At 59.2% G+C, this 24,854-nt stretch carries 22 protein-coding genes, 1 pseudogene and 1 riboswitch; of the genes and pseudogenes, 18 read left to right on the plus strand and 5 right to left on the minus strand.

Annotation, left to right across the window (positions count from 1 at the left end; translation table 11 throughout):
- The 3 genes and pseudogenes from AC1EKE_RS02515 to AC1EKE_RS02525 all read right to left on the minus strand — a co-directional run.
- A pseudogene (locus tag AC1EKE_RS02515) lies at window positions 1-436 on the minus strand (heavy metal translocating P-type ATPase); the annotation flags it as partial.
- A gap of 302 nt (window positions 437-738) precedes the next feature.
- The gene (locus AC1EKE_RS02520) at window positions 739-1,770 is read right to left on the minus strand and encodes an ISL3 family transposase (RefSeq protein ID WP_480308006.1); all 1,032 of its coding nucleotides are present in this window, start codon (window positions 1,768-1,770) and stop codon (window positions 739-741) included.
- Window positions 1,739-2,128: an ISAon1 family transposase N-terminal region protein gene (locus AC1EKE_RS02525; RefSeq protein WP_480308008.1), complete on the minus strand. Its 390-nt coding sequence runs from the start codon at window positions 2,126-2,128 to the stop codon at window positions 1,739-1,741. Before AC1EKE_RS02525 ends, AC1EKE_RS02520 begins: the two co-directional genes overlap by 32 nt.
- 424 nt (window positions 2,129-2,552) lie before the next feature.
- Here AC1EKE_RS02525 and AC1EKE_RS02530 point away from each other — a divergent pair, with 424 nt between their 5' ends.
- Genes AC1EKE_RS02530 through AC1EKE_RS02560 form a run of 7 tightly spaced genes read left to right on the plus strand, consistent with a single transcriptional unit; the run spans window position 2,553 to window position 9,232 of the window.
- Window positions 2,553-4,301: a tetratricopeptide repeat protein gene (locus AC1EKE_RS02530; RefSeq protein ID WP_480308009.1), complete on the plus strand. Its 1,749-nt coding sequence runs from the start codon at window positions 2,553-2,555 to the stop codon at window positions 4,299-4,301.
- Between the two features lie 39 nt (window positions 4,302-4,340).
- Window positions 4,341-5,147, plus strand: a complete 807-nt coding sequence (locus AC1EKE_RS02535; RefSeq protein ID WP_480308011.1) for a hypothetical protein — start codon at window positions 4,341-4,343, stop codon at window positions 5,145-5,147.
- Window positions 5,144-6,436, plus strand: a complete 1,293-nt coding sequence (locus AC1EKE_RS02540) for a murein hydrolase activator EnvC family protein (protein WP_480308012.1) — start codon at window positions 5,144-5,146, stop codon at window positions 6,434-6,436. The genes AC1EKE_RS02535 and AC1EKE_RS02540 overlap by 4 nt, the downstream gene beginning before the upstream one ends.
- Entirely contained in the window at window positions 6,421-7,386 is a 966-nt protein-coding gene (ribF, locus tag AC1EKE_RS02545) for a riboflavin biosynthesis protein RibF (RefSeq protein ID WP_480308013.1), read from the plus strand. The genes AC1EKE_RS02540 and ribF overlap by 16 nt, the downstream gene beginning before the upstream one ends.
- A gap of 29 nt (window positions 7,387-7,415) precedes the next feature.
- Window positions 7,416-7,925 carry an SPOR domain-containing protein gene (locus AC1EKE_RS02550; RefSeq protein WP_480308014.1) on the plus strand — a complete coding sequence of 170 codons (510 nt, stop codon included), beginning with the start codon at window positions 7,416-7,418 and terminating at the stop codon, window positions 7,923-7,925.
- Between the two features lie 16 nt (window positions 7,926-7,941).
- The gene (gene folE, locus AC1EKE_RS02555) at window positions 7,942-8,574 is read left to right on the plus strand and encodes a GTP cyclohydrolase I FolE (RefSeq protein ID WP_296158779.1); all 633 of its coding nucleotides are present in this window, start codon (window positions 7,942-7,944) and stop codon (window positions 8,572-8,574) included.
- 25 nt (window positions 8,575-8,599) lie between these two features.
- The gene (locus AC1EKE_RS02560; RefSeq protein ID WP_480308017.1) at window positions 8,600-9,232 is read left to right on the plus strand and encodes an outer membrane beta-barrel protein; all 633 of its coding nucleotides are present in this window, start codon (window positions 8,600-8,602) and stop codon (window positions 9,230-9,232) included.
- Window positions 9,233-9,297: 65 nt separating this feature from the next.
- Here the strand turns inward: AC1EKE_RS02560 and AC1EKE_RS02565 are convergent, their stop codons facing one another.
- Together AC1EKE_RS02565 and mfd are read right to left on the minus strand one after the other, a co-directional pair.
- Window positions 9,298-9,663: a fluoride efflux transporter FluC gene (locus AC1EKE_RS02565; protein ID WP_480308019.1), complete on the minus strand. Its 366-nt coding sequence runs from the start codon at window positions 9,661-9,663 to the stop codon at window positions 9,298-9,300.
- Between the two features lie 8 nt (window positions 9,664-9,671).
- Window positions 9,672-13,121, minus strand: coding sequence for a transcription-repair coupling factor (mfd, locus tag AC1EKE_RS02570; protein ID WP_480308021.1), 3,450 nt, complete (start codon window positions 13,119-13,121; stop codon window positions 9,672-9,674).
- A 784-nt stretch (window positions 13,122-13,905) separates the two neighbouring features.
- Here mfd and AC1EKE_RS02575 point away from each other — a divergent pair.
- The 11 genes from AC1EKE_RS02575 (at window position 13,906) to AC1EKE_RS02625 (ending at window position 24,801) form a co-directional block, all read left to right on the plus strand.
- On the plus strand, window positions 13,906-14,163 hold the full coding sequence (locus tag AC1EKE_RS02575; protein ID WP_296158774.1) for a type II toxin-antitoxin system Phd/YefM family antitoxin: 258 nt from the start codon (window positions 13,906-13,908) through the stop codon (window positions 14,161-14,163).
- Entirely contained in the window at window positions 14,163-14,435 is a 273-nt protein-coding gene (locus tag AC1EKE_RS02580) for a Txe/YoeB family addiction module toxin (protein WP_480308023.1), read from the plus strand. The genes AC1EKE_RS02575 and AC1EKE_RS02580 overlap by 1 nt, the downstream gene beginning before the upstream one ends.
- An 84-nt stretch (window positions 14,436-14,519) precedes the next feature.
- Window positions 14,520-15,437 (plus strand): YitT family protein, encoded by a 918-nt coding sequence (locus AC1EKE_RS02585; protein WP_480308025.1) that lies wholly within the window; start codon window positions 14,520-14,522, stop codon window positions 15,435-15,437.
- Between the two features lie 6 nt (window positions 15,438-15,443).
- Window positions 15,444-15,887, plus strand: coding sequence for a DUF695 domain-containing protein (locus AC1EKE_RS02590; protein ID WP_480308027.1), 444 nt, complete (start codon window positions 15,444-15,446; stop codon window positions 15,885-15,887).
- 185 nt (window positions 15,888-16,072) lie between these two features.
- Window positions 16,073-16,771: an ABC transporter ATP-binding protein gene (locus AC1EKE_RS02595; RefSeq protein ID WP_018107015.1), complete on the plus strand. Its 699-nt coding sequence runs from the start codon at window positions 16,073-16,075 to the stop codon at window positions 16,769-16,771.
- Window positions 16,768-18,054 (plus strand): ABC transporter permease, encoded by a 1,287-nt coding sequence (locus AC1EKE_RS02600; RefSeq protein ID WP_480308030.1) that lies wholly within the window; start codon window positions 16,768-16,770, stop codon window positions 18,052-18,054. The genes AC1EKE_RS02595 and AC1EKE_RS02600 overlap by 4 nt, the downstream gene beginning before the upstream one ends.
- Before the next feature lie 4 nt (window positions 18,055-18,058).
- Complete coding sequence (locus AC1EKE_RS02605; protein ID WP_480308031.1) at window positions 18,059-19,336, plus strand: ABC transporter permease; 1,278 nt, start codon at window positions 18,059-18,061, stop codon at window positions 19,334-19,336.
- A gap of 51 nt (window positions 19,337-19,387) precedes the next feature.
- The gene (locus tag AC1EKE_RS02610) at window positions 19,388-20,539 is read left to right on the plus strand and encodes an efflux RND transporter periplasmic adaptor subunit (RefSeq protein WP_480308033.1); all 1,152 of its coding nucleotides are present in this window, start codon (window positions 19,388-19,390) and stop codon (window positions 20,537-20,539) included.
- 6 nt (window positions 20,540-20,545) lie between these two features.
- Window positions 20,546-21,904 (plus strand): TolC family protein, encoded by a 1,359-nt coding sequence (locus AC1EKE_RS02615; protein WP_480308035.1) that lies wholly within the window; start codon window positions 20,546-20,548, stop codon window positions 21,902-21,904.
- A 24-nt stretch (window positions 21,905-21,928) separates the two neighbouring features.
- The gene (locus AC1EKE_RS02620; protein WP_480308037.1) at window positions 21,929-22,726 is read left to right on the plus strand and encodes a GIN domain-containing protein; all 798 of its coding nucleotides are present in this window, start codon (window positions 21,929-21,931) and stop codon (window positions 22,724-22,726) included.
- Window positions 22,727-22,823: 97 nt separating this feature from the next.
- Window positions 22,824-23,020: riboswitch (cobalamin riboswitch) on the plus strand.
- Between the two features lie 101 nt (window positions 23,021-23,121).
- Window positions 23,122-24,801, plus strand: coding sequence for a putative transporter (locus tag AC1EKE_RS02625; protein ID WP_480308038.1), 1,680 nt, complete (start codon window positions 23,122-23,124; stop codon window positions 24,799-24,801).
- The last annotated feature ends 53 nt before the right edge of the window (window positions 24,802-24,854 follow it).

A 24,854-nucleotide genomic window follows, 5' to 3' on the forward strand; every position in this document is an offset into this window, starting at 1 on the left:
AAATACTATATAAATATGAAACACTTAAACCTAAAGAAACGAGAGCCATCATTCCAGGTTCTTTTTGTTTAAATTCGTCAACTGCCCCTTGATAGAATGGACGTCCACCATAAATAATTAATATAGTAGATAAAATAGCTACTACAATATCAGAATATGGAAAAGTAAACTGGAATGGTAGGTCAAACCCAGCCATAGGGGATAAGAGCATAATAATGATTCCTAGTGGTAATGACTTTAAGAAAAGTTCCTTAAAGTTACCGTGATGATGGTGGTCATGCCCTCCGTGCCCACTGTGGTCATGACCAGCATGATGGTCGTGATGTTGATTCTTATGGTCTCTATGTTCTTCCGAGCTTACGTACTCATGTTTTGAATGATCCATGTCGCCATGATTATGGTGACTGTGGGATGAATGTTTGTTGTTATTGTTCATTTTAAATTCCTCCTTATTCTTAATGATGATGTAAATGACATTTGCATTGTCTATGCGATTCCTGAAAAAAGTACACAGTTGATTGAATATTACTGGGACTGTATACCGGTCATTGGATTAAGACTGAGAGTGTACACACCCGAAACGGGTTAGGTGCCAACTCATATACAAATATACGCATTTATTACTAATGAGTACACACTTATTTTGCCAGTCCTCCACGGTCGTAGGACTGGCTAATTCGCATTTTGATGTGCTGGGAGCGGGAGGATGGTGAAAGGGGGTTTGTTGAGGAGAGGGATTCAGGAAAAGTGGAGGGCAACTCGGTAGAGAAAGAAGTCGGTGTTTCTAGCTCCGTAGTTGACGCTGATGAAGCGCTGGAGGTTTTGGTTGAGAGCCTCCGCCTTGGCATTGTACTCTCTGCGGTAGAAGTACCTCAGAATGGGGGTGGAGTTTGATCTGAGGAAGTTGGCGATATTGCGTATCTCCTCCACCTCACTCTCCATCCCTTCCTTGGTGACGAGCATAAGATCCGCCTCCTTTATCTTGTACTTCCGATCGCTGTACCGCGGTCGGATCGGCTCGTACCACTTCCGGATCCTATGGCAGTATTTGTAGGCTTCTTCGATCTCAGGGAATTGCTTGAAGAGTATCTTCGCACGCTCCTTTTGGTCGTCGGTCCACTCTGTTTTGCGCTTGAAAAGGAGACCCCTCGAGCGGTGTAGGAGTTGCTTGAGGGTCTCTTCGTTGGAGATTTTTTCCTGCAGGATCAGCTTCTCTTTTACCGTCTTATTCTTCTTCCGCTCAAGGGCAAGGATCGCTTGTCGGTGGCGGATTCGGACACTCTGGAGCTGCTCAAGTATTTCGCGGAGGACGTGAAACTTGTCCGCCACCTGATAGGCATTGGGAAAGGTCGTCCTCGCCAGCCAATCATAATTCGGAGCCATGTCCCGAGTCACACTCCGGACCTTCATCTTGGTCTTTACCGGAAACTTTGATAGGACCTGCCGAAGCTCTGAGGTCCTGAGCGTGTCGGCCATCAATGCGATCTTGCTCGTCTCCCGGTTGCTGATGATCGTGTAGCAGACACCATCGATCGTCTTCTCATCGATCGCCATATAGGAGCCTACGTTTGACTCCTTGAGGATCGGCACCCTGATCTTTTTTTGACCTCCCTCTCGCCGGACCTCTATGTCGTCTTGGCAGAGCCTGCCGTCCCGCTCTGCCTCGCGGAAGCCACTCAGATAATCCTTGTACCACCGGTCAAGACGCTTCGCATCCGTCCCGAGGACATAGGCGATATTACCAATGCTTATCGGCTTCCCCTCGACCAATTTCTTTTAAAAAAGCACCGAACTTCGGTGTGCATTTGATCCCTTCGATCGTGTATTTGTAGGTGTTGAAATAGGACTCTCGACCGCCCTTCTCCTTCCACCGACGCCGTCGTATATAGATGAAAGCCTCGCGACCGGCTATGGGAAAAGACTGGATCTCGCAGGGGTTCATGTAGCCACATCGAACCACCTCCTTCACCCCCGACAGCTCAGGGGGATAATGGCTCTCATCGTCCTTCTCGTCCATATAGAGTCGGTAGACCCCGCACTCCTTTTTCACTTCCTTCAGCTCAAAGTCGCGAAGGATCTCCTCCGGAACAAATGCCGATATCAACTCCCTTATCTCTGCTGTTTCCATACGCTAAAACTACTGTCTGGTCCCTTATCTATTGTCTCCTCAACAAAGGTAATCTCTTTTTCCCTCCCCTCCCAGCACATCAAAATGCGAATTAGCCGATCAGCGCACATTCTTTTACCGATATTAGAGTTCACTAATACCGATATTAGTCGCGCCTAATATCGGTATTAGTAAATCCTCTGATCCAGGACCTGATTTTTCCCCACTCTGGGTGCGAGTCACACACATTAATATATAGCTGGGAAAAAGGCATCAGCATCTGCGCAAGGTGCTTGACGAATACCCCGAGCCCCCGGCATAAAGTGTATGGATAGATCCCGATGGAGATCGTCCCGATCGGTCCGACCTCATCGGATCGTCCGACGCGGCATTTTTGGTACCTTTACCTGCCCAATCATATAGGCCAATCAATCCAGTTTTAGCTTTGCAGAAATCGACTTTCCTCACCCTACTCCTGTCAGCGCTGGCGCTCTGCTCTCCGCTCGGGGCTCAGACCCCGAGGGACGATAGTCCGGAGCTGCTATTCAGTGACTTCTACAGTCGGGCGCTCTGCCTTGAGCCGATCGACGTGGAGAGCGACCTCTCGCCCTACATTTCCCACCTCTGGCTGGCAAACCTTGCCGACTCGGTCCAGCCCTCAGCGCTCTCCGACATCGGCTTCCTCCTCACCCAGCTGGGTCAGCCGGAGCGCGCCCAGGCGTATCTTATGCGCGCCTACCGCGCGTCACATGGGGATCACCTGATCGGTGAGCCTCTCGCTCGACTGGCGCTCGCCAATCAGGACTACGGCACCGCAGAGGAGGTGATCACGGAGCTCCTGGCCAAGGTGCCGGATGACCACTTACTCCTCATCCTCCTGCAGCAGGCATACCGATCGGAGGAGAAGTGGGATAAGGCGATCGAGGTGGGGAAAAAGATCGTCGAGCTGAGCAACGATGACCCGCGTCAGGTGTCGGGACTCTCGGGCCTCTACATACAGGCGGGGCGTCAGGCTGAGGCGCTGAAGCTGCTGGAGCAGTATGGCAAGACCCACCCGGGCGAGCCGACGACACAGACGGTACTCTTCTACCTCTACCTCTCTGATGGCGACTACGACCGCGCCGGGCAGGCTCTGGAGCAGCTGCGAAAGCAGGGCACCGATAGCGACGCTCTACGGGTAGCCGAGGTGACCTACTTCGCTCGCCGTGAGCGGTATCGCGAGGGGGCGAAGTACATACTCCGTCAGTCGCGGAGCGAGGGGATCGACCCGGAGCAGGTAGAGTCGCTGATCCAGACCTTATATAAGGAGTCCCCCAGTGCCACCGAGGCGCGGCGTGAGATGGTGAGGGTGCGGCCCGACATTGCCAAGCTCTTTCCCCACACCCCGCAGCTCCTCCTTGGGCTCTCGCAGGATCATCTGCTGCTGGGCGACACGGTCGCCGCGGAGGCGATACTGGATAGGCTGGTGGATGACCGCGCCGAGCTGGTGTCGCCATACGTCTACTTCACCGACCGCTATGCTGCCGCTGAGGATACGACACACCTCAGGCACTATGCCGAGGCGGGTCACGAGGCTCTGCCGGAGGAGGGAGTCTTCCGCCTTTACTTAGCCCTCCTCGCGGTCAATGCGGGCGACACGACCGGCTATCGCAAGCAGCTGGACGATGCCCTGACTGTGGTCTCGACTGAGGATCGATTTTATCCTCAACTGGCGCTCCTGCGGGCAGATGACCTGAGTGGCGGGGGAGACTTTGAGGCGGCAAGGCCCTACTACGAGGCAGCCGTGAGCCAGCCACTGCCCCCGGCGTACAATAACTACGCCTACTTCCTCACGGAGAAGTCCGGCACCCCGGCCGACCTCGACAAGGCGGAGAAGCTGGCCCGGCAGGCGATCAAGCTAGAGCCGGACAATGGGACCTACCTCGACACCTATGCATGGGTGCTCTACCGCAAGGGTTCGTCGATGCTCGCCCTGATCTATATCAAGAAGGCGATCGAGGCGACAGAGACACCCGACCCGACGCTCTACGAGCACCTCGCCGAGATCCTCACCGCCGAGGGTCAGTACGACGAGGCGATAGAGGCGTGGCGACACTGCCTCGAGAGCGGGGGCGACACGAAGAGGGTGGCACAAAAGGTAGAGGCCATCACGGAGATGAAAAAGAGTAAAAAAGCCGAGCCGGTGACAGACTGACTCGGAGATGATTAGTCACTTAGATCAAGGAAAAGCACCATGAGACAGACCATACACAGACCTGCATCCCTCCTTTTACTCCCCTTACTGGGGCTGCTCCTGCTCGTTGCCACCTCGTGTGGCTCACGGAGAAGCTCCGTCGGTGGCTCGGGAGCCATGGGGACCCTCTCCAAGAGCGAAGTGATCCGAGGCTATGCTGCACTTCCCTCCTACCCCCTCGCCGATGTACGCGGCATGCTCTCCGTCTCAGCGGGCGACAGGGGCGATCTCTCGAGTGGCTACCGGATGTCGATCTACCCAGGGGAGGCGATGGTGATCTCGGCAAGGCCGATGGGACTCTTCGAGGCCGGTCGTGTGACGCTGCTCCCCGACCGAGTGGTGCTGCTGGATAAGATGGACCGCTATGGCATAGATGAGGCACTTGATGTCACACCGGCGCTACCGGTCAGCATCCTTGACCTCTTCGGCTCCGTCAGCACAGCGCGCCTGGAGGAGATGAGTATGACCCGGGAGCCGGGAGGGTACCGCTTCACCGACCGGGATAGCGGGAGCGAGCTCTTCATGGACCTGGACCTCAATCTCACCGGCATGTCGATCGACCTGCCGAGACGAGCGGGAGGGGTGACCGTCTCTTTCTCCCACTTCACCACCATATCCGGCTACCGTCCTCTCCCGCAGCGGATGAGCGCTGAGCTGCGTATGCCCTCGATGGGCGACCCAGCCACGCTGGCACTGACGATCACTGACTACGACACCAAGCCGTCGATGAAGCCCGATAAGGCACTTCCCGACGACTATACCCGACTCAGCCTCTTCCGGCTGATCTCTGTAATCCTCGGCAAATGAAGCACCTCAAGACCCCCCTCCTGCTCCTCCTGCTCTTCTCCCTCTCCCTGACACCGCTCACGGAGGGGGCGGCACAGACGACGAAGAAGTCGGATGTGGTACGACAGCTGGAGAACCAGCGGAAGAAGATCCAGGAGGAGATCAAGCGGATCTCCGCACTCCTGACCCAGACTACCTCTTCGTCCAAGAACACCCTACAGCGCATATCCCTCCTCGACCAGCAGATCCGCGCTCGTAAGGAGGCGATAGCGACGATGCAGAGCGAGGTGACTGCGCTCAATGGTCAGATCGATGAGTTGGAGGTGCAGCTGGACTCGCTGCAGGTGCAATTTGACCGCAAGCAGGTGAGCTACATCAAGTCGATCCGCGCTCTCCAGACCCACCACTCGACGGAGGATATGATGATGTTTGTCCTCAGCGCCAAGGACTTCGCCGAGGGGATGCGCCGGGCGGAGTACCTGGGGCAGTATGCCAAGTGGCAACGCAATCAGGCGGAGAAGCTGAAGGCTCTCCGCGCTGAGATAGAGGCTCAGAGGGCTGAGCTGGAGCGGGCGCGCGATAAGCAGCAGCAGCTCCTCAATGACAAGACCGCCGAGCAGACCAAGCTACAGGCGGATCAGGACGCTGCCCGTCAGGAGGCCACCCGACTGAAGGGGAAGGAGAAGGAGCTACGGCAGCAGATCAAGAAGCAACAGCAGCAGGCCGCCGCCCTCGACCGGAAGATCCAGGAGCAGATCCGCAAGGAGGTGGAGGAGGCTCGGCGAAAGGCTGAGCTGGAGGCTCAGAAGGCCCAAAAGGGGAGCAAGGTCAGCCGCCGTCGCGCTGCCACCAAGGGCGGCTATGCAATGACGGAGAAGGAGATCAAGCTGTCGAAAAACTTTGCCGACAACCGAGGGAAGCTCCCCAGCCCGATCTCCGGTCCGAGCCGGGTGGTCTCCCGCTTCGGTCGACAGAAGATTGCCGGCATGCAGTATGTCGAGCTGAATAATAACGGCATCGACCTGCAGGGTGCCGCAGGAGCACGGGCACTCTCCGTCTTTGATGGCGTGGTGACGCGCATCTTCACCCTCGAGGGCTTCAATAACAGCATCATCATCCGCCATGGTAATTACCTCACCGTCTACAGCAACCTGACGGAGGTCTTTGTCAAGACGGGCGACAAGGTCACTACCGGGCAGGCACTCGGTAAGGTCTACTCCGATCCCGACGTGGGCGGTGCGACGAAGCTCCACTTCCAGCTCTGGAAGGAGACCACCAAGCTCGACCCCTCTGTATGGATCAGGCACTGACCCCTACCCTCCTCTCGCTCCGTGAGCTGAGTGAGACGTTGGAGGGACGTCCTTTCGTCGCCACGGTCGGCTCCTTCGACGGAGTCCACGTGGGACATCGAGCGGTGATCGAGAGGACCGTCCACGAGGCAGAGAGAGGGGGTGTCGCCTCCGTGGTGATCACCTTTGACGGACATCCCTCCGAGGTGCTCCACAAAAGTGCTCCGCCTCTGATCACCGGCACGACCGAGAAGATCCGCTACCTCGCCCCCCTCGGGGCGGATGCGATCTTGCTCCTTCCCTTTACCCCTGAGCTGGCCGCCCTCTCGATGAGCGACTTCATCGGGGCGCTCCGGGAGATCGGACTGACTCGGATGGTACTGGGGTACGACAGCCGATTTGGGTGCGACACATCAGGGATCCCCTTTGACCTCTTTGACAAGAAGATGGCAGCGCTCGGCGTGCCTGTGGAGCGCGTGGCACCGGTGAGCCCGGGTGGCGAGGAGGTGAGCAGCAGCCGCATTCGGGAGCTGCTCGCTGAGGGACATATCCCGGAGGCGGAGGCGCTACTGGGGCACCCCTACAGCCTCTGTGGCTACGTCGCGGGGGGACGGCAGATCGGGCGACAGATGGGCTTCCCCACAGCGAATATCGTCCCCGAGGGAGCGGCTCCGCTGATCCCGAGGGATGCAGTGCTGGCAGCGGAGGTACTGCTGGACGGAGTCACCTACCCGGCGATGGCCTACTACGGCACCGCACCGACGATCAGCACCGACGACAGAGACTACAGGATCGAGGCCTTCCTCCTCGACTTTAGCGGTGACCTCTACGGGGATCGTGTGGAGATCTCTTTCCTCCTCTACCTCAGGGGCGACAAGCGCTTCGACAGCCTCGAGGAGCTGAGGGCGCAACTACTCGAGGACGAGGAGGCGACCCGAGACTTCTTCCGAAAGAGAGGTCGCAGCGTATAGAGCCAAAAATTGCTACCTTTGTAACCACTATGAGACTAAGATCTTACCATACCATTGGGCTGGCGACCATCACCCTACTGATGACCGCATCGTCCCTACGTGCGCAGGAGTCGGTGACCGACTCGCTCACGGTGCGCAGTATCTTTGACGAGCTGGCGCTCATCAAGGAGGGCGAGGGGACGGTCTTCATCACGCAGTCGCCCGACATTGCAGCGCTGGTGCACAATCGCCCCTCGCTGATCACTAAGGACGACCTCCAGGCAGGCTACACCTACAGGAGCGGCTACCGGATCCAGGTATTCAGTAGCAACGACACCAACGCCCGCAGCACAGCCTCCTACCGAGCACGACAGCTCAAGGATGCCTACCCGGAGATCGAAACCGATGTGCTCTACAAGGCACCCTTCTGGAGCGTCCGGACCGGTAGCTTCGTCACTCGCGAGGAGGCGAGAGACTTCATAGCTCGGCTCAAGGGGCGATTCCCTGCCTTTGCCCGAGAGATGCATGTGGTGCCGTCTAAGATCAAAGTACCACTCTAACGACTGACCCATCACTATGACCTCACGTCACGACAACCCCTACTTCACCGAGGAGGTCGATCCGCAGGAGATACAGGAGCGGACCGACCGACTGGCTGAGCTCTCCCGTCAGATCCTTACCGAGCTGGGTGAGGATGCCGGTCGCGATGGCCTCCAGGAGACGCCGGTACGCGTCGCCAAGGCACTCCAGGCACTCACCCGAGGCTACCATCAGGATCCCAAGGCGGTGCTCCGTGCTGCCACCTTTGAGGACGACTACAGCCAGATGGTGATCGTGAAGGACATCGAGTTTTACTCCCTCTGCGAGCATCATATGCTCCCATTCTTCGGCAAGGTACACATCGCCTACATACCCAACGGCCACATCACCGGGCTGAGCAAGCTGGCCCGCATCGTGGACATCTTCTCCCGTCGTCTGCAGGTGCAGGAGCGGCTCACAAGGCAGATCAAGGACTGCATCGAGGAGGCGCTACACCCCCTCGGCGTGATGGTGGTCATCGAGGCGCGGCACCTCTGTATGCAGATGCGGGGCGTGCAGAAGCAGAATGCGATCACGACGACGAGCGACTTCTGCGGCGCCTTTGAGCGGCAGAGCACCCGGTCTGAGTTCCTCGAGCTGATCCACCACGAGGGTAAGGGATACGTTTAATCTTAATAGAAAAAGGAAAATCATCATGAGCAATATCAAGCACACGCTGATCCTCTGCCTGGGAATCCTCCTTGGCATGACCGCCTTCGGCAGCGCTGAGGCACAGTTTCACTGGGGACTCCGCGCCGGAGCCGACTTCTCCAAGTTCCCCACCACGGCGGAGCAATTCAAGTCCGACTACTACACCGGTTTCCACGTCGGACCGACGGTCGAGATGCAGCTGCCCCTCCGCTTCTCCGTCGATGCCTCACTGCTCTTCTCTCAAAAGAAGGTGGGGATGACTATGGAGGAGACAAAGGCGAAGGACATCCTGAAGACCAATTACATCGTTGTGCCGGTGAATGCGAAGTTTGACCTCGCCAGCCTCCCCGGTGCGGACGTGATGGTCATCGCGGGACCGCAATTCAATTTTATGCTCAGCAACAACCTCGAGGACCTGAAGGACCTGAATGCCCTGCGGGAGACCGAGGCCAAGAAAGCGTCTGTCGGAGTCAATGTCGGTCTCGGCGTGCGGGTGCTGAAGATGCTGCAGATCTCTGCGCTCTACAATGCCACGCTGTCAGACGACTACAAGTTTACGAGCCTCAACCAGACGACGAAGGATGTCTTCAATGCCAAGACCAATAGCTTCGTCATCCAAGCCGCTGTCCTCTTCTGATAGAGTCAGCTGCCGTTATATAAGGAGAGACGCACCATCCTCGCCGGATGGTGCGTCTCTCTTTTTTACTTGATCACCGCGCGACCGGCGTAGACGGCAGCGATGCCGAGACCGACGCTGAGGAGGATGTAGAGTGCCATCAGGCTATAGGCGCCGCTCTCCTTGAGCATCAGGCACTCCTTGGAGAAGGTGGAGAAAGAAGTAAAGCCGCCACAGAGCCCCACGGTGAGCCCCCGAGCGATCGCCGTATCGAGCGAAGTGGTCTCCGCAAGGGCAGTCAGTAGTCCGATGAGGAAGCAGCCGAGGAGGTTGATCACAAGCGTCCAGAGCGGGAAACCGTGTACGAGAGTGGGCAGAGGGAGCAGCCCGATGCCGTAGCGGAGGATGCCGCCCAGCATACTGCCCAGTCCGACGAAGAGTATAGTTCTCATTATATATTCTAAGCTGTGAGTCCGGAGAGTCGCTCGAGGATCGTCGTCGCCTGCCTGAGCGTCTCCACACCACGGACGGAGATACTGCGGTCGCCCTTCTCCTCCTTAAATCGCAACTCCTCGCCCCATTGAGCCGCAGCCTGCAGGATGTGGGAGAAAAGCGGACTCCTGTAGTAGGGGCTGTGGAGGTCGCGGACGAGGGTCAGCTTGAGCAGTCCGCGCTTCAGCAGCACCCGCTCCACGCCACACCGCATCGCCAGGAGGCGCAGCTCCACCACATGGAGCAGCTCCTCACCCTCGCGCGGCATCGGACCGAAGCGGTCCACCATGCGGTCGTAGAAGTCGAGGAGATCCCTCTTCCGCTGGATGCCGTCCAGCTCGCGATAGAGGCGCATCCGCTCCTCGTCTCCCGGGACATAGGTCTGGGGGAAGTAGGCAGCCACATCGGTGTCGATGGAGGTATCGGTGACATAGGACCGGCGGTGACCCTTCTTGTCAGAGGGAGAGGGGCTCTCTGCCTGCTCCGCAGGCTCCTCCTCCGCCGGGAAGAGATCGGCAAACTCCTCATCCTTAAGCTCCCTGACTGCCTCCTCCAGCACCTGCTTATAGGTCTCGTAGCCGAGGTCGGCGATGAAGCCGGACTGCTCCGAGCCGAGGAGGTTTCCCGCGCCCCGTATGTCGAGGTCCTGCATGGCGATCTGGATACCGCTCCCCAGCTCCGCAAAGGAGACGATGCTCTCGAGCCGACGCTTCGCTGTATCGGTCAGCGCATCCGCCGGGGGCGTCAGGAGGATGCAGTACGCCTGCCGATCCCCACGCCCCACCCGACCGCGGAGCTGGTGGAGGTCGCTGAGACCGAAGCGCTGCGCCTCATTGACGATGATGGTATTGGCATTGGGTACATCGATCCCATTCTCCACCACGGAGGTGGCGAGGAGCACGTCGTACTCCTGATTGACAAAGCCGGTCAGCACCTTCTCCAGCTCCTTAGGCGGCATCTGTCCGTGACCGACACCTATGCGGACGCCCGGCACCGCCTTACGGATATCCTCCTCCACGCTCTCCATGGTTCGGATCCGGTTATTGATCACAAAGACCTGCCCATCGCGCGCCAGCTCAGCATTGATCGCATCGGCGAGCACCTCGGGGCTGTAGGTGGTGTGGTCGGTTCGCACGGGGTGACGATTGGGCGGCGGGGTGAGGATATTGGAGAGGTCGCGGGCGCCCATGAGGGAGAATTGGAGCGTCCTCGGGATCGGCGTGGCGGTCATCGTCAGCGTGTCCACCTCGGCGCGCATCTTCCGGATCTTCTCTTTCACCGCGACGCCAAACTTCTGCTCCTCGTCGATGATCAGCAGCCCCAGGTCCTTAAATTTCACTCCCTTCCCCGCCAGCGAGTGGGTGCCGATCAGTATGTCGATCTTCCCCTCCGCGAGATCCTTCAGCAGCTGCGTCCGCTCTTTCCCCTGCCGTGCTGCATTGAGGTAATCAACCCGCACGGGGAAGTCCTTGAGCCTTTTCTTAAAGGTGTGGTAGTGCTGGTAAGCAAGCACGGTCGTCGGCACCATCACCGCCACCTGCTTGCTGTCGGCGCACGCCTTAAATGCAGCCCTCACGGCGATCTCCGTCTTGCCGAAGCCGACATCCCCACATACCAGGCGGTCCATCGGCACGGGCGACTCCATATCCGCCTTCACCTCCTCCGTAGCCCGCTCCTGATCGGGCGTATCCTCGTACATGAAGGAGGCCTCCAGCTCCTGCTGCAGGTAGGTGTCGGGGCTAAAGGCGAAGCCCTTCATCTTCAGCCGCTGAGCGTAGAGCTTGATCAGGTCGCGGGCAATCTCCTTGACCTTCTTCTTCGTCTTATCCTTCAGCCGATCCCAGGCACCGCTGCCCAGCTTATTGAGCTGCGGAGACTCCTCCACATCCTTGCTCTTGTACTTGGAGATGCGGCTGAGGGCGTTGATGCTGACGTAGAGGCTGTCGCCGCCCTTAAAGTTGAGGCGCACCGCCTCCCTTTCCTCCCCATTTTGCTCGATCTGGCAGAGCCCGCCAAACTGTGCCACACCGTAGTCGGAGTGGACGACGTAGTCCCCGTACTCAAATCCCCGGATGTCCTGCAACGTCAGCGCCGAACTCCGCTTGCGGATGCGGTCACTCTTGAGCCTGTAGCCGTGGTACCGCTCGAAGATGGAGTGGTCCGTCAGCAGGCAGAGCTTGATCTCGTGGTCGATGAAGCCGCCGTGCAGCGTCGGTCGCAACGGGACGAAGTGGACCGGCTGCTCCCTCTCGGCGAGGAGCCTGTGAAGTCGCCCCAGCTGGCTCTCCTGGTCACTCATGATCATCGTCGCAAAGGACTGATGCTGGTAGTCGGAGAGCGTCTCAGCGAGGAGATCCATTTTCTTATGAAAGAGGGGCTCCGGCTGCTCTCGGAAGGCGATCTCCCGCCACTGCGACTGCTCCCTCAGGTCGACGCCCCCGGTGAGGAGCGAGAAGTGCTCCAGCTGCGCCATCACCGTCTCCGGCTCGATCAGCCGCGCCTGCATCTCCTCGAGGGTGTGGAAGATATTGTCCTCCGGATGGACCGGGGGCATCTCGTAGACCGTGCGGAGGGTGGAGGGGAAGAAGGAGTGGCTCGGCAGGTAGACCACCGCCTCCGCCGGCAGCAGCTCGAGGAGCGAGGTACCCTTGCTCTCACTCTTGCTATCGACCGGTGCCAGGATCCGCACCCGCTCCATCGTCTCGCCGGAGAGCTGGCTCTCGGGGTCAAAGAAGCTGATCGTCTCCACCTCATCGCCGATGAAGTCGATCCGCACCGGCAGGTCCTGCGCGTAGGAGTAGATGTCGATCAGACTACCGCGGACGGCAAATTGTCCCGGCATATAGACGTAGTCCGTCTCCTCGAAGCCCAGCGACCAGAGCCGCTCGCGGAGAGACTTCCGCTCATACTCCTCCCCGAGCGCGATGTCGATATGCCCCGCCTCATACTCCGCCTGGTCGGCAAAGCCCTCCGGCAGCGCCGCCGCATAGGTGACGATGATCCGTGATGGCACCCCACCACCCCTCAGCCGATCAGCGATCTCGCTCCGCAGCACCTCATTGGCCGCATCGGGCTGTCCGTAGCGGATGCCACGACGATAGAGCGAGGGGAGGAAAAAGACCTGCTCCTCGCCCCCCATCAGGGCGACCAGGTCACTCTGCAGGTAGCCCGCACTCTCCTCATCGTCACAGACGAGGAGGAAGGTCGGCACCTGTGTGAGCCGATCCGCCAGCTCGGCAAAGAGGAGCGCCGGGGCGGAGCCGGCAAGACCGGAGAGGAAGAGCCGGGCGGGACTCTTCCGCTCCTGGGCGAGGGAGCGGACGATCGTCTGCAGAGCGGGATGCTTCCCGTAGAGGCCCCGCAGCGTACTTAGGCCGACAGTCTTGGCTGTCGTTTCTTCAGGATCTTTGTTCTTCATCTACGGGGACAAAGGTACCGCTTTTCCCTCACCCCGAGTGGACTAAAAGCCGTAGCTCACAGGGGTGACGCATTTGGATTTGCTCAAGGTCTCCCCTAGGTAAAAGGCGAGCACGCCTGTCGGGGTGCTCGCCCTGCCGACCTCCTTAGGGTCATCGGACAAGGGCGTATGTGAAGACCGCTACATAGGAGACTCTCCCCGCACCCGAAGGGTGCTCGCTCCATAGGCATCGGTCGAGGCACGAAGTGCCGATGACCGATGTATAAGCGTACACATCATCCCTCGACCCCTTGCGGGTCGCCGGCATTGGAGATGTCTGCTCGACGACCCACAAGGGGTCGAGGTGGTAGGCTGGGGCTCTGTACATCGGTCACCGCTTCGCGGATGACCGATGCCTATGGAGCGAGCACCCCTGTCGGGGTGCTTCGTTCGGCACTCTTCACGATGAGTTGAGTGGCTTCTGTAACGCTCAAATGCGTCAGCCCTGCCGTAGCTCAGTCCCGGTGCCGGCCCGGGACTGACCCTGCTCTTTGAGAGCAGTCCCCCGCTGAGGGCCGTCTTTATTCACCTCGAGTATACGCCTGAGGATCAGTAGCGAGGAGCGCCCTCCCTCCAGCGTATTTCTAATACCGATATTAGAGTTTACTAATACCGATATTAGAGTTCACTAATACCGGTATTAGAGATCACTAATATCGGTATTGGTTTTGACCTTTCTCACTAAAACAAGTACATTTGCAACGTGTACCATATTGGTACACATAAGAGCAAAGCAAGAAGGATTATGATCATAGTCACGGCAAGAGACTTTAGGGGCGAGCAAGGGAAGTACTTCCGGATGGTAGAGAGGGGCGAGGACGTGGTCATCAAGTCGAGAGACCACGGCTCCTTCAAGCTTGTTCCGATCACAGACGATGATACCCTGCTCTCTAAGAAGGAATTCTTTGATAAGATCAGGCAGGCAGAGGAGGAGATAGAGGCTGGAGAGGGCAAGGACTTTGCCACCGCTGAGGAGGCAGCGACCTATTTCCGCTCCTTATAGTGTATCACATCAAGGCCTCAAAGACCTTTGAGGAGGACCTCAAGAAGCTCAAGAAGCGTGAGGGCAAAGTCTTCCAGAAAGCCCTTAGGCTCATTGAGGAGGTCGCCGAGCATCCCGAGTCAGGGACCGGCAAGCCGGAGCCACTAAGGGGACTGCCACCGGGGAGGTGGTCACGGAGACTGACCCAGAAGCACCGACTAGTATACCGGATAGTAGAGGAGGCGAAGGAGGTCCACCTGCTATCCGCCTATGGACACTACGACGACAAGTAGCACCGGATGCAGGGTATATGGGAAGCGAAAAAATGGCTAACTTCGCATCAGAATCAACCACGGCAACTTGATACAATTCCTACAATGACTGACCCGGCTGTCCCCTCCGCTGAGACGACAGCGACTCACCGAGCCGGACCGATGGCCAAGGAGATCCTCCTGATCGTCATCGGATCCTTCCTCGAGGCGCTGGCGTATGGTGGCTTCATCGCCCCCAACGATATCATCCCCGGTGGGGTCTATGGTATCACCATCGCCCTCCATGAGCTGACGAAGGGGGTATTTGCTTTCGCTCCCGACGGACTGCCGATCGGGACGACGGCGCTCTTCTTCAACGTCCCCCTCCTCCTCCTTGCGATGCATAAGCTGGGGCTGAAGTCGGGACCCAAGACGGTGCTCACCTTTATCCTCATCTCGCTCTTCACCGACGGGATCACCCTCTTCCTCGACCACAAGCCGATCATCGACGATATGATCCTCGCCTCCTGCTACGGCGGGGCGATCCTCGGTGTGGGGGTCTTCCTCGTCTTCCGTGCCGAGAGCACGAGCGCCGGGACGGACGTGCTGGGGCGGATCATCGCGAAGGGACGAAATATCAAGCTCGGCACCTGCATCATCATCATCGACTCGATCGTGGTCGTCTTCGGCCTGCTGGTCTTCCGGGACATCAAGGTGCCGCTTTACTCGTGGCTGACGATATTTATATATGGTCGGGTGGTCGAGTTCCTCTCGCCCGAGAACCCCAAGAAGGCGGTCTTCATCGTCTCCACTCAGGTAGAGCCGATCCGTCAGTGTCTCTCCGCCCTCGGCGTGCGGGGATCGATCCTCCACGGACGGGGCATGTACGAGGGTGTGGAGCGCGAGGTGCTCTTCATCGTCGCCGAGCGGAAGACACTCCGCCGCATACGAAGCGAAGTCAGAGCCCTGGACCCCAAGGCCTTTATCTCCACCATGGATGCCGGCGAGGATCCGCTGCCGATCCCCAAGGCTCCTCATCAGTAATCTCTTATGTCTAAGCTAAGTCCAGAAATGTGTACCGTCCCCGTGGACGGCGAGTATGACCCCACCGTGATGCGCTTCCTCCACATACGCACCCACCTGCGGGCGGAGCTGGCTACCGGCAAGTACCCGTATCGGGTCGATATCACCTGGCCCTACGATGGGGACGAGAAGGGGCTCCCCGACCCTGAGACCGCCGATGCGATGAAGGGCTTCCGCGAGCGGGTGATCGACGAAGCGCTCGAGCGGGATAAGCTTGCCCTGCTCGCCTACGAGGTGGTGGGCGAGGATCGCTGCCTCTGGTGCATCTACACGCGGAATATCCCAGCCTTCCAGGAGATGCTCAACGAAGCCTCCGCAGAGCTGCCGGACTACCCGCTGGAGATCTATGCCGAGGAGGATCGGGAGGGTCTCGCCTTTGGCGAAGTGGAGCCGCTGATCGCGGCTGAGTAGCCTGCCCGTAAATGCAAAGCGGGGACGCACTTCTATCTCAAGTGCGTCCCCGCTCTGTATCAGGACCTTTGGTGGATGAGGTGAAAGAAATATCAATTTTTCTTCAAGAATAGCTACTGTAAATTTGTAAGGTACCGAGATTATACATATCTTTGCTTCGTCAACCAATCAAAGTAAGTAACGCAATGGAGACAGACAGCAGAGAGCGCACCCCGGTAGTCGACGTCCGGGAGCTGCACAAGACATATCCGGGAGCTCAGCCGCTCCACGTCCTTAAGGGCGTCTCCCTCCGAGTCGAGGAGGGAGAGATGGTGTCTCTGATGGGAGCGAGTGGCTCCGGCAAGAGTACCCTACTCAATGTCCTCGGCATCCTCGACACCTACGACGCCGGCTCATACTACCTGGACGGGCAGCTGATCACCCGTCCGGGGGAGAACGAGGCAGCGGAGCTCCGGGGGCATAAGATCGGATTTGTCTTCCAGTCCTTCAACCTCATCTCCTTCAAGACTGCGCTGGAGAATGTCGCCCTGCCGCTTTACTATCAGGGTGTCAGCACCCGCAAGCGGATGAAGCTCGCCGAGGAGTACCTCGATCGCGTGGGACTGCTCCCCTGGAGGGATCACCTGCCTAATGAGATGTCCGGCGGACAGAAGCAGCGCGTCTCCATCGCCCGGGCTCTCATCACCCGCCCCCGCCTGCTCCTTGCCGACGAGCCGACCGGCGCACTCGACAGTACCACGGCCGATGACGTGATGCGGCTCCTCAGGGAGATCAATGAGGAGGACCACATGACCGAGCTCATCGTCACCCACGCTAAGGAGGTGGCAGAGCTGACCGACAGGATCATCCACATTAAGGACGGCCTCATCACCGACGAGCCATGAAAGAGCTATTTGCCGAGATCCTCGCCTCTATGCGGACGAGCAAGCTCCGCACCTTCCTCACCTCCTTCACCATCGCCTGGGGGATCATTATCCTCGTCGTGCTGCTGGGCATCGGGACGGGGATCCGCAATGGCGCGACCCGCATGTCCGAGGATATGGGGATGAGCCACTTCGGCACCCAAGTCACTCTCCAGGAGACCGACCTGCCCTATGCGGGGTACCAGAAGGGACGGAAGCCCCGGCTGACCGCAGACCAGATCGACCGCCTCAGGAGCACCTTTGCCGACGATCTCTACGGCATCGATCCGGCACCGGGCTTCTCCTTCCTCACCTTCACCACCGACTTCGGCTCCGCCAGCACCCAACTGGATACAGCCACGCCACTGAGTGAGCGCTTCCGCACCCTCCGCGTGATACAGGGTCGCACTTTCTCCCCCCGCGAACTGGCTACGGGGGAGCGGGTGGCGCTACTCTGCAAGAGTACCATCTCGAAGCTCTTCGAGGCAGGCACCGACCCCATCGGGCAGGTGATCACCGCCGGAGGAGTAAGCTACCGCATCATCGGCGTGACGGAGGACGTCAATCCCTTCTTCGCCGTGACTGAGATACCGCTCACCACCTACCAGGGTCTCTACCCCAATCAGATGATCGAGGTGAGCAACCTCAAGCTCTACCCAAAAGGATCCAAGGCAGAAGAGATGAAGAGCTTCGAGGAGCGACTTAAGGGCGAGCTGTCGAGTATGCTGAAGTTTGACCCCAACGATGCCTACGTCTTCCGACTCCAGAGCTCCACGGATGTGAAAAACTCAATGGACAAGGCCTTCAACGGTCTCGATATGCTCCTCTGGATCATGGGGCTCGGCAGCCTCGCCGTCGGCTCCATCGGCGTCTCCACCATCATGACCGTCACCGTGCGGGAGCGGATGCGCGAGATCGGCATCCGCAAGGCGCTCGGCGCCCGACCGAGAGATATACTTAAGATGATCCTCGGTGAGAGCGTCGCCCTCTCCGTCGTCTCCGGTCTCGTCGGGCTGCTCCTCGGCGCCGGCATCGTCCGGCTCATCGGCTACTCTGCCGAGCACGACAGCTGGGCGATCCAGGAGATAAGCAATGGAAATGGTGCCGAGGCAGCCTACTACCACATCGTCAGCGACCCGAGTGTCAACCTCAGCATCGCCATCGGAGCGCTGATCGTACTGGTGCTCGTCGGCATCATCGCCGGCATCCGTCCGGCACGCCACGCCCTCCATGTCCCTGCCGTCATCGCCATGAGAGATAAGTAAGAGTATGAGTAAGCTATTCTCCACAGAGCTCTGGAGCGAGGTCTTCTACTCGCTGAGACGCAACCGCCGCCGCACCCTCGTCACGTCACTGGGGGTCTTCTTCGGGATGTTTTTCTTCGTCCTCCTCGACGGGCTGGGCACCGGCATCGGTAACAGCATCAACGAGGGTTTCTCCACCCTCTCCAAGCGTATGGTCGCAGTCTTTGGGAGTCGAACCACCAAGCCCTACCGGGGCTATAAGGCCAACCGCTACATCGAGCTCACCTACCGGGACTACCTCTGGATGAGCGACCATGCCAAGAGCCTCGATAAGGCAGGCTGCTTCCTCGGCTTCAATAAGGAAAACATGTGGTCGGACTCCCAGATCACTGCCAACGGCAAGTCGGCAAAGGACTTTGTCGTCGGCGTCACTCACGAGTACCCCTACGACATCCGCCCGGTGATCGTCACTTACGGGCGCTATATGACTCGCGAGGAGATCAAGCGGGGTGACCCGGTCTGTGTCATGGGACTGAGGACGACAGAGAACTTCTTTGACAAGCCGGAGGACGCAGTGGGGAAGTACCTCTCCGTCGGAGGGATTGCCTTCCGTATCGTTGGGGTGATCGAGACTATGAACGACAACTTCAATCTTGGATATAATGCCAAGTGGTGTGTCGAGGTGCCGATAGACTTCGCCGTCGGCGGCAATCTAGACCGGGAGGTGATGATCTCCGGACTGCTTAAGGAGGGCAGCTCAGCCGACGACCTCCGGAGCGAACTCAGTGGCTACATCGCTCGCGTCCACCACGTGGACCCGACCGACACCGGCGCACTCGGTATGGTGGACGTCGAGTCACAGCTCCGGATCTTTGACCTGATGGCCAACCTCCTGAATGCCCTCGTATGGATCATCGGTCTCGGCACCCTCCTCACCGGCGTCATCTCGGTCAGCAACATCCTCCTCGTGACCGTCAAGGAGCGGCAGCGGGAGATCGGTGTCCGCCGCGCCCTCGGAGCCAAGCCGATCGACATTGTGATCCAATTTATGCTCGAGTCGATGGCGATGATCCTCGTCGCCGGACTCCTCGGGCTGCTCGTCGGACTGCTCCTTCTCCTCGGCATCGGCGCCTTAGCGGAGAGCTCCAGTCAGATCGGAGATTATCTCCTGCGGCCCTACCCGACCCCCGGGATCCTCCTCTTCTCCCTCATCATCATGATCCTTGCAGGTGCTTTTGCCGGGCTGTTGCCGGTGCAGAAGGCTCTCGACATCAAGGCGATCGACGCCATACGCGACGAGTAATCCCCATTTCCTGATAGACAAAAAACAATAACTACCTATCATATCTCCATTATGATCCAAGATCCATCACAGTCCGGCACCGTCCCGGTGCAGAAGAAGCGTGCGAAGAAGTGGCCCAAGATCCTCCTCTGGGTCGTCATCGGCCTCGCCATCATCGGTGTCATCGCCACCGCGATCGTCAAATCGCAGGGTAAGACGAAGGAGCTCTACGAAGAGGTCACCCCGACCGCCAATGACTCGATCGTCAAGTCGACCGTCCTCACCGGCTCCATCGAGCCGCGCGACGAGATCCTCGTGAAGCCCAATATGAACGGCATCATCTCTGAGCTCAATCACCTCCCCGGCGACTTCGTCCAGGAGGGCGAGCTGATCGCCAAGATCCAGATGGTCCCCGATGTCGCCATGGTCCAGAGTGCCGCCTCTCGCGTTGATGCCGCCCGCGTCGACCTGAAGCGCACCGAGGAGGTCTACAAGCGCGACAAGTCCCTCTACGACCAGCAGATCCTCGCCAAGGAGGCCTACGAGACCTCGCTCGCCAACTACCGCCGCGCCAAGATCGAGTACAGCTCCGCCGTCGAGCAGCTCGACATCACCCGCACCGGCTCCTCCGCCTCTACCTCCAAGCGCAATAACACCCTCGTCTTTGCCACCGTCACCGGGACGATCCTCGAGCAGCCGGTCAAGGTCGGCTCACGCGTCACGATGGCGAATAACTTCAGCGAGGGTACTACTGTCGTCAGCATCGCCGACCTCACCGACCTCCTCTTCATCGGTAATGTCAATGAGAGCGACGTCAATAACGTCACCGTCGGCTCCCCCGTCACGATCCACGTCGGGGCGCTTAAGGACAAGACCTACCACGCTGTCGTGGAGTACGTCTCCCCCAAGGGCAAGGACACCAGCGGGACGATCCTCTTCGAGGTGAAGGCGGCGATCTCGGGCGACGACCTCTCGGCACTCAAGGCTGGTTTCTCCAGCAATGCCGAGGTAGAGATGGCACACAAGACCGGTGTCCTCACCATCCCCGAGGCGACCGTCACCTACGAGGGCGACAAGAGCTTCGTCTTCGTCAAGGGCAGCAAGGGGCAGTATGAGAAGAAGGAGGTGACCCTCGGTCTCTCCGACGGCATCAAGGTGGAGGTACTCTCCGGACTCACCGGTGACGAGACCCTCCGCGGTAATCTCATGAAGAAGAAGAACTAATCCACCATGATCGCTCACAGACTTTTCGTCCCCACTCTTCTCCTCCCGCTCCTCGCCCTCACGGCTACGGCGCAGGTGCCGGAGGCGGAGCCTACTCTCAGCAGCGAGATGACCCTCTCGCAGTGCATCGTCTACGCACAGAGGCACAGCCCCGAGCTGATCCCCGCCCGGGTGCAGATGGAGCAGCTCGAGGTGCAGGAGGAGTCGGCTAAGATGGCCTTCCTCCCCGACCTCAATGCCGGTGTGGGGCAAAACTTCTCCTTTGGCTACACCCAGGGACACGACAAGGTGCTGAGGAAGAACAACGGATCCTCCACCGGGCTCAATGTCTCCACTTCGCTCTCCCTCTTTGAGGGCGGCGCCCGCTGGTGGGCACTCAAGAGCAGCCAAGAGGCGCTCGAGAGCAAGGACTACATCCTCGACGAGGTGGAGGACCGGATCGCCCTCACCGTCGCCTCTAGCTACGTCGGCGTCCTCCTCGCTCAGCAGATCGTCGAGGTGGCGGAGGAGAATCTCTCCCTCTCCCTTATGCAGCAGAAGCGGGTCGATGCTCAGGTGGCAGCGGGCAAGCTCGCTCCCTCGGAGCAGCTCAAGATGCGCACCCAGGTGGGTCAGGATCGCCTGGCGCTCAATGAGGCAAAGTCCGACCTCGACCGTGCCATGCGCGTCCTTCGACTCGATATGGGCATCACGGAGGAGGGCGGGACCTTTACCGTCCCGAGAGAGGATCCTGAGAGCGTCATCGCCCGACTGGAGCGAGAGTCGCCCTACCATGCCACCCCGGAGTGGACCAATCCCTCCCTCCGCCTCGCTCAGCTGAGATACGACCTCTCCTCTTACGATGTCAAGCGCGCCAAGGCTGGCTACCTGCCTCGCCTAAGCCTCTCCGGCGGCTACTCCAATGGCTACTTCTACTACTTCGGTGACGAGATCCCCAATAAGTCCTTCGGTGACCAGCTCAAGTCAAATGGTCAGTACACCATCGGTCTCTCGCTCTCCATCCCGATCTTCAATCGCGGTCAGGTCCGCGCCTCCGTCCGTCAGGCGGAGCTGCAGCGGGAGAGCGCTCTCGGACAGCTCATCCAGCAGCAGTTTAGCGAGCAGCGAAATATCACCCTCGCCACCGCTGATCTCCGCAAGGCAGAGGAGTCCTACCGTCTCTCTAAGGACAATGTCGAGGTGGCGCAGGAGTCCCTCGACATGACCGAGAAGGAGTACAATGCCGGTCGCATCACCGCCTACGAGTGGGAGCAGTCCAAGAATAAGCTCATCGGAGCCAAGTCGCAGTACCTCCAGAGCGTCTACACCCGCCTCCTCCGCTCGATCAACCTCACCTACTACCTCACCGGCACACTGCCCAGATAACCCTTTTATAACATACCAAACACTATGCATACCCTCAGATACCTACTCGTCTCCCTCGCCCTGCTCGCCGGACTGGCCACTGCAGAGGCGCAGAAGCCCGGCCAGCAGCCGGACAAGACCATCACCCTTGACTACTGCCCCACCGACATAACCGCCTCCACAGGCTTTGAGGTGGTGCTCCGTCCCGGCACGGAGAATAAGGTGGACCTCTACGTCTACAACCTCGACAAGGTCAAGTGCTCCACCGATGCCTCGGAGAAGTCGCTCCGGATCTCGATGAAGCCCTCCTTTGGGACCATCAAAGACGACGACCACACCTATCTCGCCGTCGTCACACTCACCGATCTCAATAGTCTCACTGCTCTGAAGGCGGAGACCGGTGCTGAGCTGCATATCGACAAGAACTATCGCCCCACTAAGATCGCCCGACTGGAGCTGAAGAGCTTCACCGGGGGCGAACTGCTCTTCACCGGTGATGCGCAAGAAGTGATCGCCACTGCCGCCACCGGGGCTGAGCTCTACCTCTCCGGCAAGCAGAGGACGCTGAAGCTCAAGTCCACCACCGGGGGTGAGATCGAGTACAGCGGCTCCTTCCGCCTCGCTGACATACACGCCGGCACCGGGAGTGACATCACCCTCTCCGGCACCGGCGAGACCGTGAGCATCTCCGCCTCCTCAGGCGCTGAGGTGGATGGTAGTGATCTCACGGTGAATGGTGGCACCCTCGATGCCGACCTCTCCTCCGACATCACCATCCGCTGCACCGACCGCCGCAACATCACCCGCGACGGCAAGGGCGACATCGAGATACTGACGAAGTAAGGACGAGCAAAAGGATCATCCGGCGAGAGCCTGCTCTCCCTTGAGTAAAAAGGGGGAGCGGGCTCTCCTTTTATTTCTTATCTTTGCACCGCCAAGGGGGTCACCCCGTGCTGCAAGTAAACACCTCCACTGTAGGAGGTGGGGAAACCGGTGAGAGTCCGGTACAGTACCCGCTGCTGTAAGTCTCACGCAATAGCCGATCGGCCTCGACAAGCCACTGGGAGCAACGCTCCTCGGGAAGGCGCTGATGCGGCAGAGATAAGTCAGAAGACCGACTTGCGACCCGGGATGCGCCCCGATGATAAGCCCTTATTAGTCACACAATTTCTTTCGGGAGTTAAAGTTATGAACAGACAATCAGGCGTTACTCGATCATCCCTCAGCAGCACAAGCTTATGGTCGAGATAGTACGCAACCTCCTCTGGGCCGGGGACATCGCCTCCTCGGTATTCATCCTCGCCCTGGTGCTCACCATCGGCGTCTTACTCAGCAAGATCCGCCTCGGAGGCTTCTCCCTCGGCGTCTCCTGGGTCCTCTTCACCGGTATCTTCCTCGGGCATCTGGGGCTTCGGCTCGATCCTCAGGTGCTCTCCTTTGTCCGCGAGACGGGGATGATCCTCTTCATCTTCGGCATCGGCATGACTGTGGGACCGGGATTCTTTGCCACCTTCCGTCAGGGAGGCGTGCGGCTGAACCTCCTCTCTCTCCTCTCGATCCTCCTCTCCCTCATCGTCTCCTACGTCCTCTACCGAGTGACGCAGACGCCTATGGCGACGCTGATGGGCATCCTCTCCGGTGCGGTGACGAATACACCCGCCCTCGCAGCGACGCAGGAGAGCGCCCGCGCCGTCGGCAGCGCCGCCCTCGGGGATGTCGGCATCGGCTACGCCCTCGGCTACCCTGTGGCGATCCTCGGGATGATCCTGACGATGTCGCTGCTGAAGTGGGTGTTCCGGATCGATGTCCCTCGTGAGGAGAAGGAGATAGAGGAGCGGGAGCGTGCCGCCCACAGGGATGCTGTGGTCTACACCCTCGAGGTGAGCAACCCCTGGATGGACAGCAAGAGCGTCTACGAGTCAAAGTCGGTGCTGGAGAAGTACGACGTCGTGATCTCCCGCATCATGCACCACGACACCGGAGAGGTGGAGATGGCGGGACCGAAGTCGATCATCCGCCTCAGCGACCGCCTGATGGTGATCTCCGACGAGAGCGACAAGGAGACGATCTGCGCCTTCCTCGGCAGGGAGGTGCCGCTCGTGGAGCCGGAGTGGATCACACGAGGGGCGACCGACGTGGTCTCACACCGCTGCCTCGTCACCCGAGATAGGATTAATGGGAAGAGCATCGGCAGCCTGAAGCTCCGCTCCCTCTACAATGCCTCGATCACGCGAGTCTACCGCGCCGGTGTCTACCTGATGGCGCGACCGGAGCTGCTGCTCCAGGTAGGTGACACGGTGATCGTCGTCGGGCACGAGGAGGACGTGAAGCATGTGGAGCAGGTGCTGGGCAACTCACGCAAGACCCTCCGCCAGCCCAATCTCTTCATCGTCGCCCTGACGATCCTGATCGGTGTCATCGTTGGTAGTCTCCAGATCCACCTGCCCTCGATGTCGATGCCGGTCAAGCTCGGCTTTGCCGGCGGGACTCTCGTGACAGCGATCCTGCTGAGCAACTTTGGCACCCACTTTCGCCTCAATACCCACAATACCGAGAGCGCCAATCACATGCTGCGCGAGCTGGGCATTGCACTCTTCCTTGCTTGCGTCGGGCTGAGCGTGGGCGAGAGCTTTGTGGAGAAAATCGCAAGCGGCGGACTGGTCTGGATGGGCTATGCGGCGCTGATGATGATGATCCCGCTCTGGGTCACGCTGATCATCGGGCGGCTCTGCCTCCGGCTGGACTACTTCTCCCTCCTCGGCTACGTGGCGGGGAGCATGACCTTTGCCCCGGCGCTCTCACTCACCCCTGACGCGACGAAGAATAACATCCCCTCCGTCGGCTACGCCACCATCTACCCCCTCACCCTCTTCGTCCGCGTCATGGCGGCCCAGTGGATGGTCCTGCTGCTGAGCTGAGGGTAGGCGTGGGGATCTCTCTGTTTCTGCTGCATTCTTGGTACCTTTGGGTG

Source organism: Porphyromonas sp. C0041D3 (assembly GCF_056590575.1).

Excerpts from the sequence above, each read along its gene's own strand:
- AC1EKE_RS02590 (WP_480308027.1), top strand. The coding sequence starts at position 15,444 with ATGTCTAAGCTAAGTCCAGAAATGTGTACCGTCCCCGTGGACGGCGAG.
- AC1EKE_RS02625 (WP_480308038.1), top strand. The coding sequence starts at position 23,122 with ATGGTCGAGATAGTACGCAACCTCCTCTGGGCCGGGGACATCGCCTCC.
- AC1EKE_RS02605 (WP_480308031.1), top strand. The coding sequence starts at position 18,059 with ATGAGTAAGCTATTCTCCACAGAGCTCTGGAGCGAGGTCTTCTACTCG.
- folE (WP_296158779.1), top strand. The coding sequence starts at position 7,942 with ATGACCTCACGTCACGACAACCCCTACTTCACCGAGGAGGTCGATCCG.
- AC1EKE_RS02610 (WP_480308033.1), top strand. The coding sequence starts at position 19,388 with ATGATCCAAGATCCATCACAGTCCGGCACCGTCCCGGTGCAGAAGAAG.
- AC1EKE_RS02525 (WP_480308008.1), bottom strand. The coding sequence starts at position 2,128 with ATGGAAACAGCAGAGATAAGGGAGTTGATATCGGCATTTGTTCCGGAG.
- AC1EKE_RS02575 (WP_296158774.1), top strand. The coding sequence starts at position 13,906 with ATGATCATAGTCACGGCAAGAGACTTTAGGGGCGAGCAAGGGAAGTAC.
- AC1EKE_RS02615 (WP_480308035.1), top strand. The coding sequence starts at position 20,546 with ATGATCGCTCACAGACTTTTCGTCCCCACTCTTCTCCTCCCGCTCCTC.
- AC1EKE_RS02600 (WP_480308030.1), top strand. The coding sequence starts at position 16,768 with ATGAAAGAGCTATTTGCCGAGATCCTCGCCTCTATGCGGACGAGCAAG.
- AC1EKE_RS02535 (WP_480308011.1), top strand. The coding sequence starts at position 4,341 with ATGAGACAGACCATACACAGACCTGCATCCCTCCTTTTACTCCCCTTA.
- AC1EKE_RS02620 (WP_480308037.1), top strand. The coding sequence starts at position 21,929 with ATGCATACCCTCAGATACCTACTCGTCTCCCTCGCCCTGCTCGCCGGA.
- AC1EKE_RS02540 (WP_480308012.1), top strand. The coding sequence starts at position 5,144 with ATGAAGCACCTCAAGACCCCCCTCCTGCTCCTCCTGCTCTTCTCCCTC.
- AC1EKE_RS02560 (WP_480308017.1), top strand. The coding sequence starts at position 8,600 with ATGAGCAATATCAAGCACACGCTGATCCTCTGCCTGGGAATCCTCCTT.
- AC1EKE_RS02585 (WP_480308025.1), top strand. The coding sequence starts at position 14,520 with ATGACTGACCCGGCTGTCCCCTCCGCTGAGACGACAGCGACTCACCGA.
- mfd (WP_480308021.1), bottom strand. The coding sequence starts at position 13,121 with ATGAAGAACAAAGATCCTGAAGAAACGACAGCCAAGACTGTCGGCCTA.
- ribF (WP_480308013.1), top strand. The coding sequence starts at position 6,421 with ATGGATCAGGCACTGACCCCTACCCTCCTCTCGCTCCGTGAGCTGAGT.
- AC1EKE_RS02595 (WP_018107015.1), top strand. The coding sequence starts at position 16,073 with ATGGAGACAGACAGCAGAGAGCGCACCCCGGTAGTCGACGTCCGGGAG.
- AC1EKE_RS02565 (WP_480308019.1), bottom strand. The coding sequence starts at position 9,663 with ATGAGAACTATACTCTTCGTCGGACTGGGCAGTATGCTGGGCGGCATC.
- AC1EKE_RS02550 (WP_480308014.1), top strand. The coding sequence starts at position 7,416 with ATGAGACTAAGATCTTACCATACCATTGGGCTGGCGACCATCACCCTA.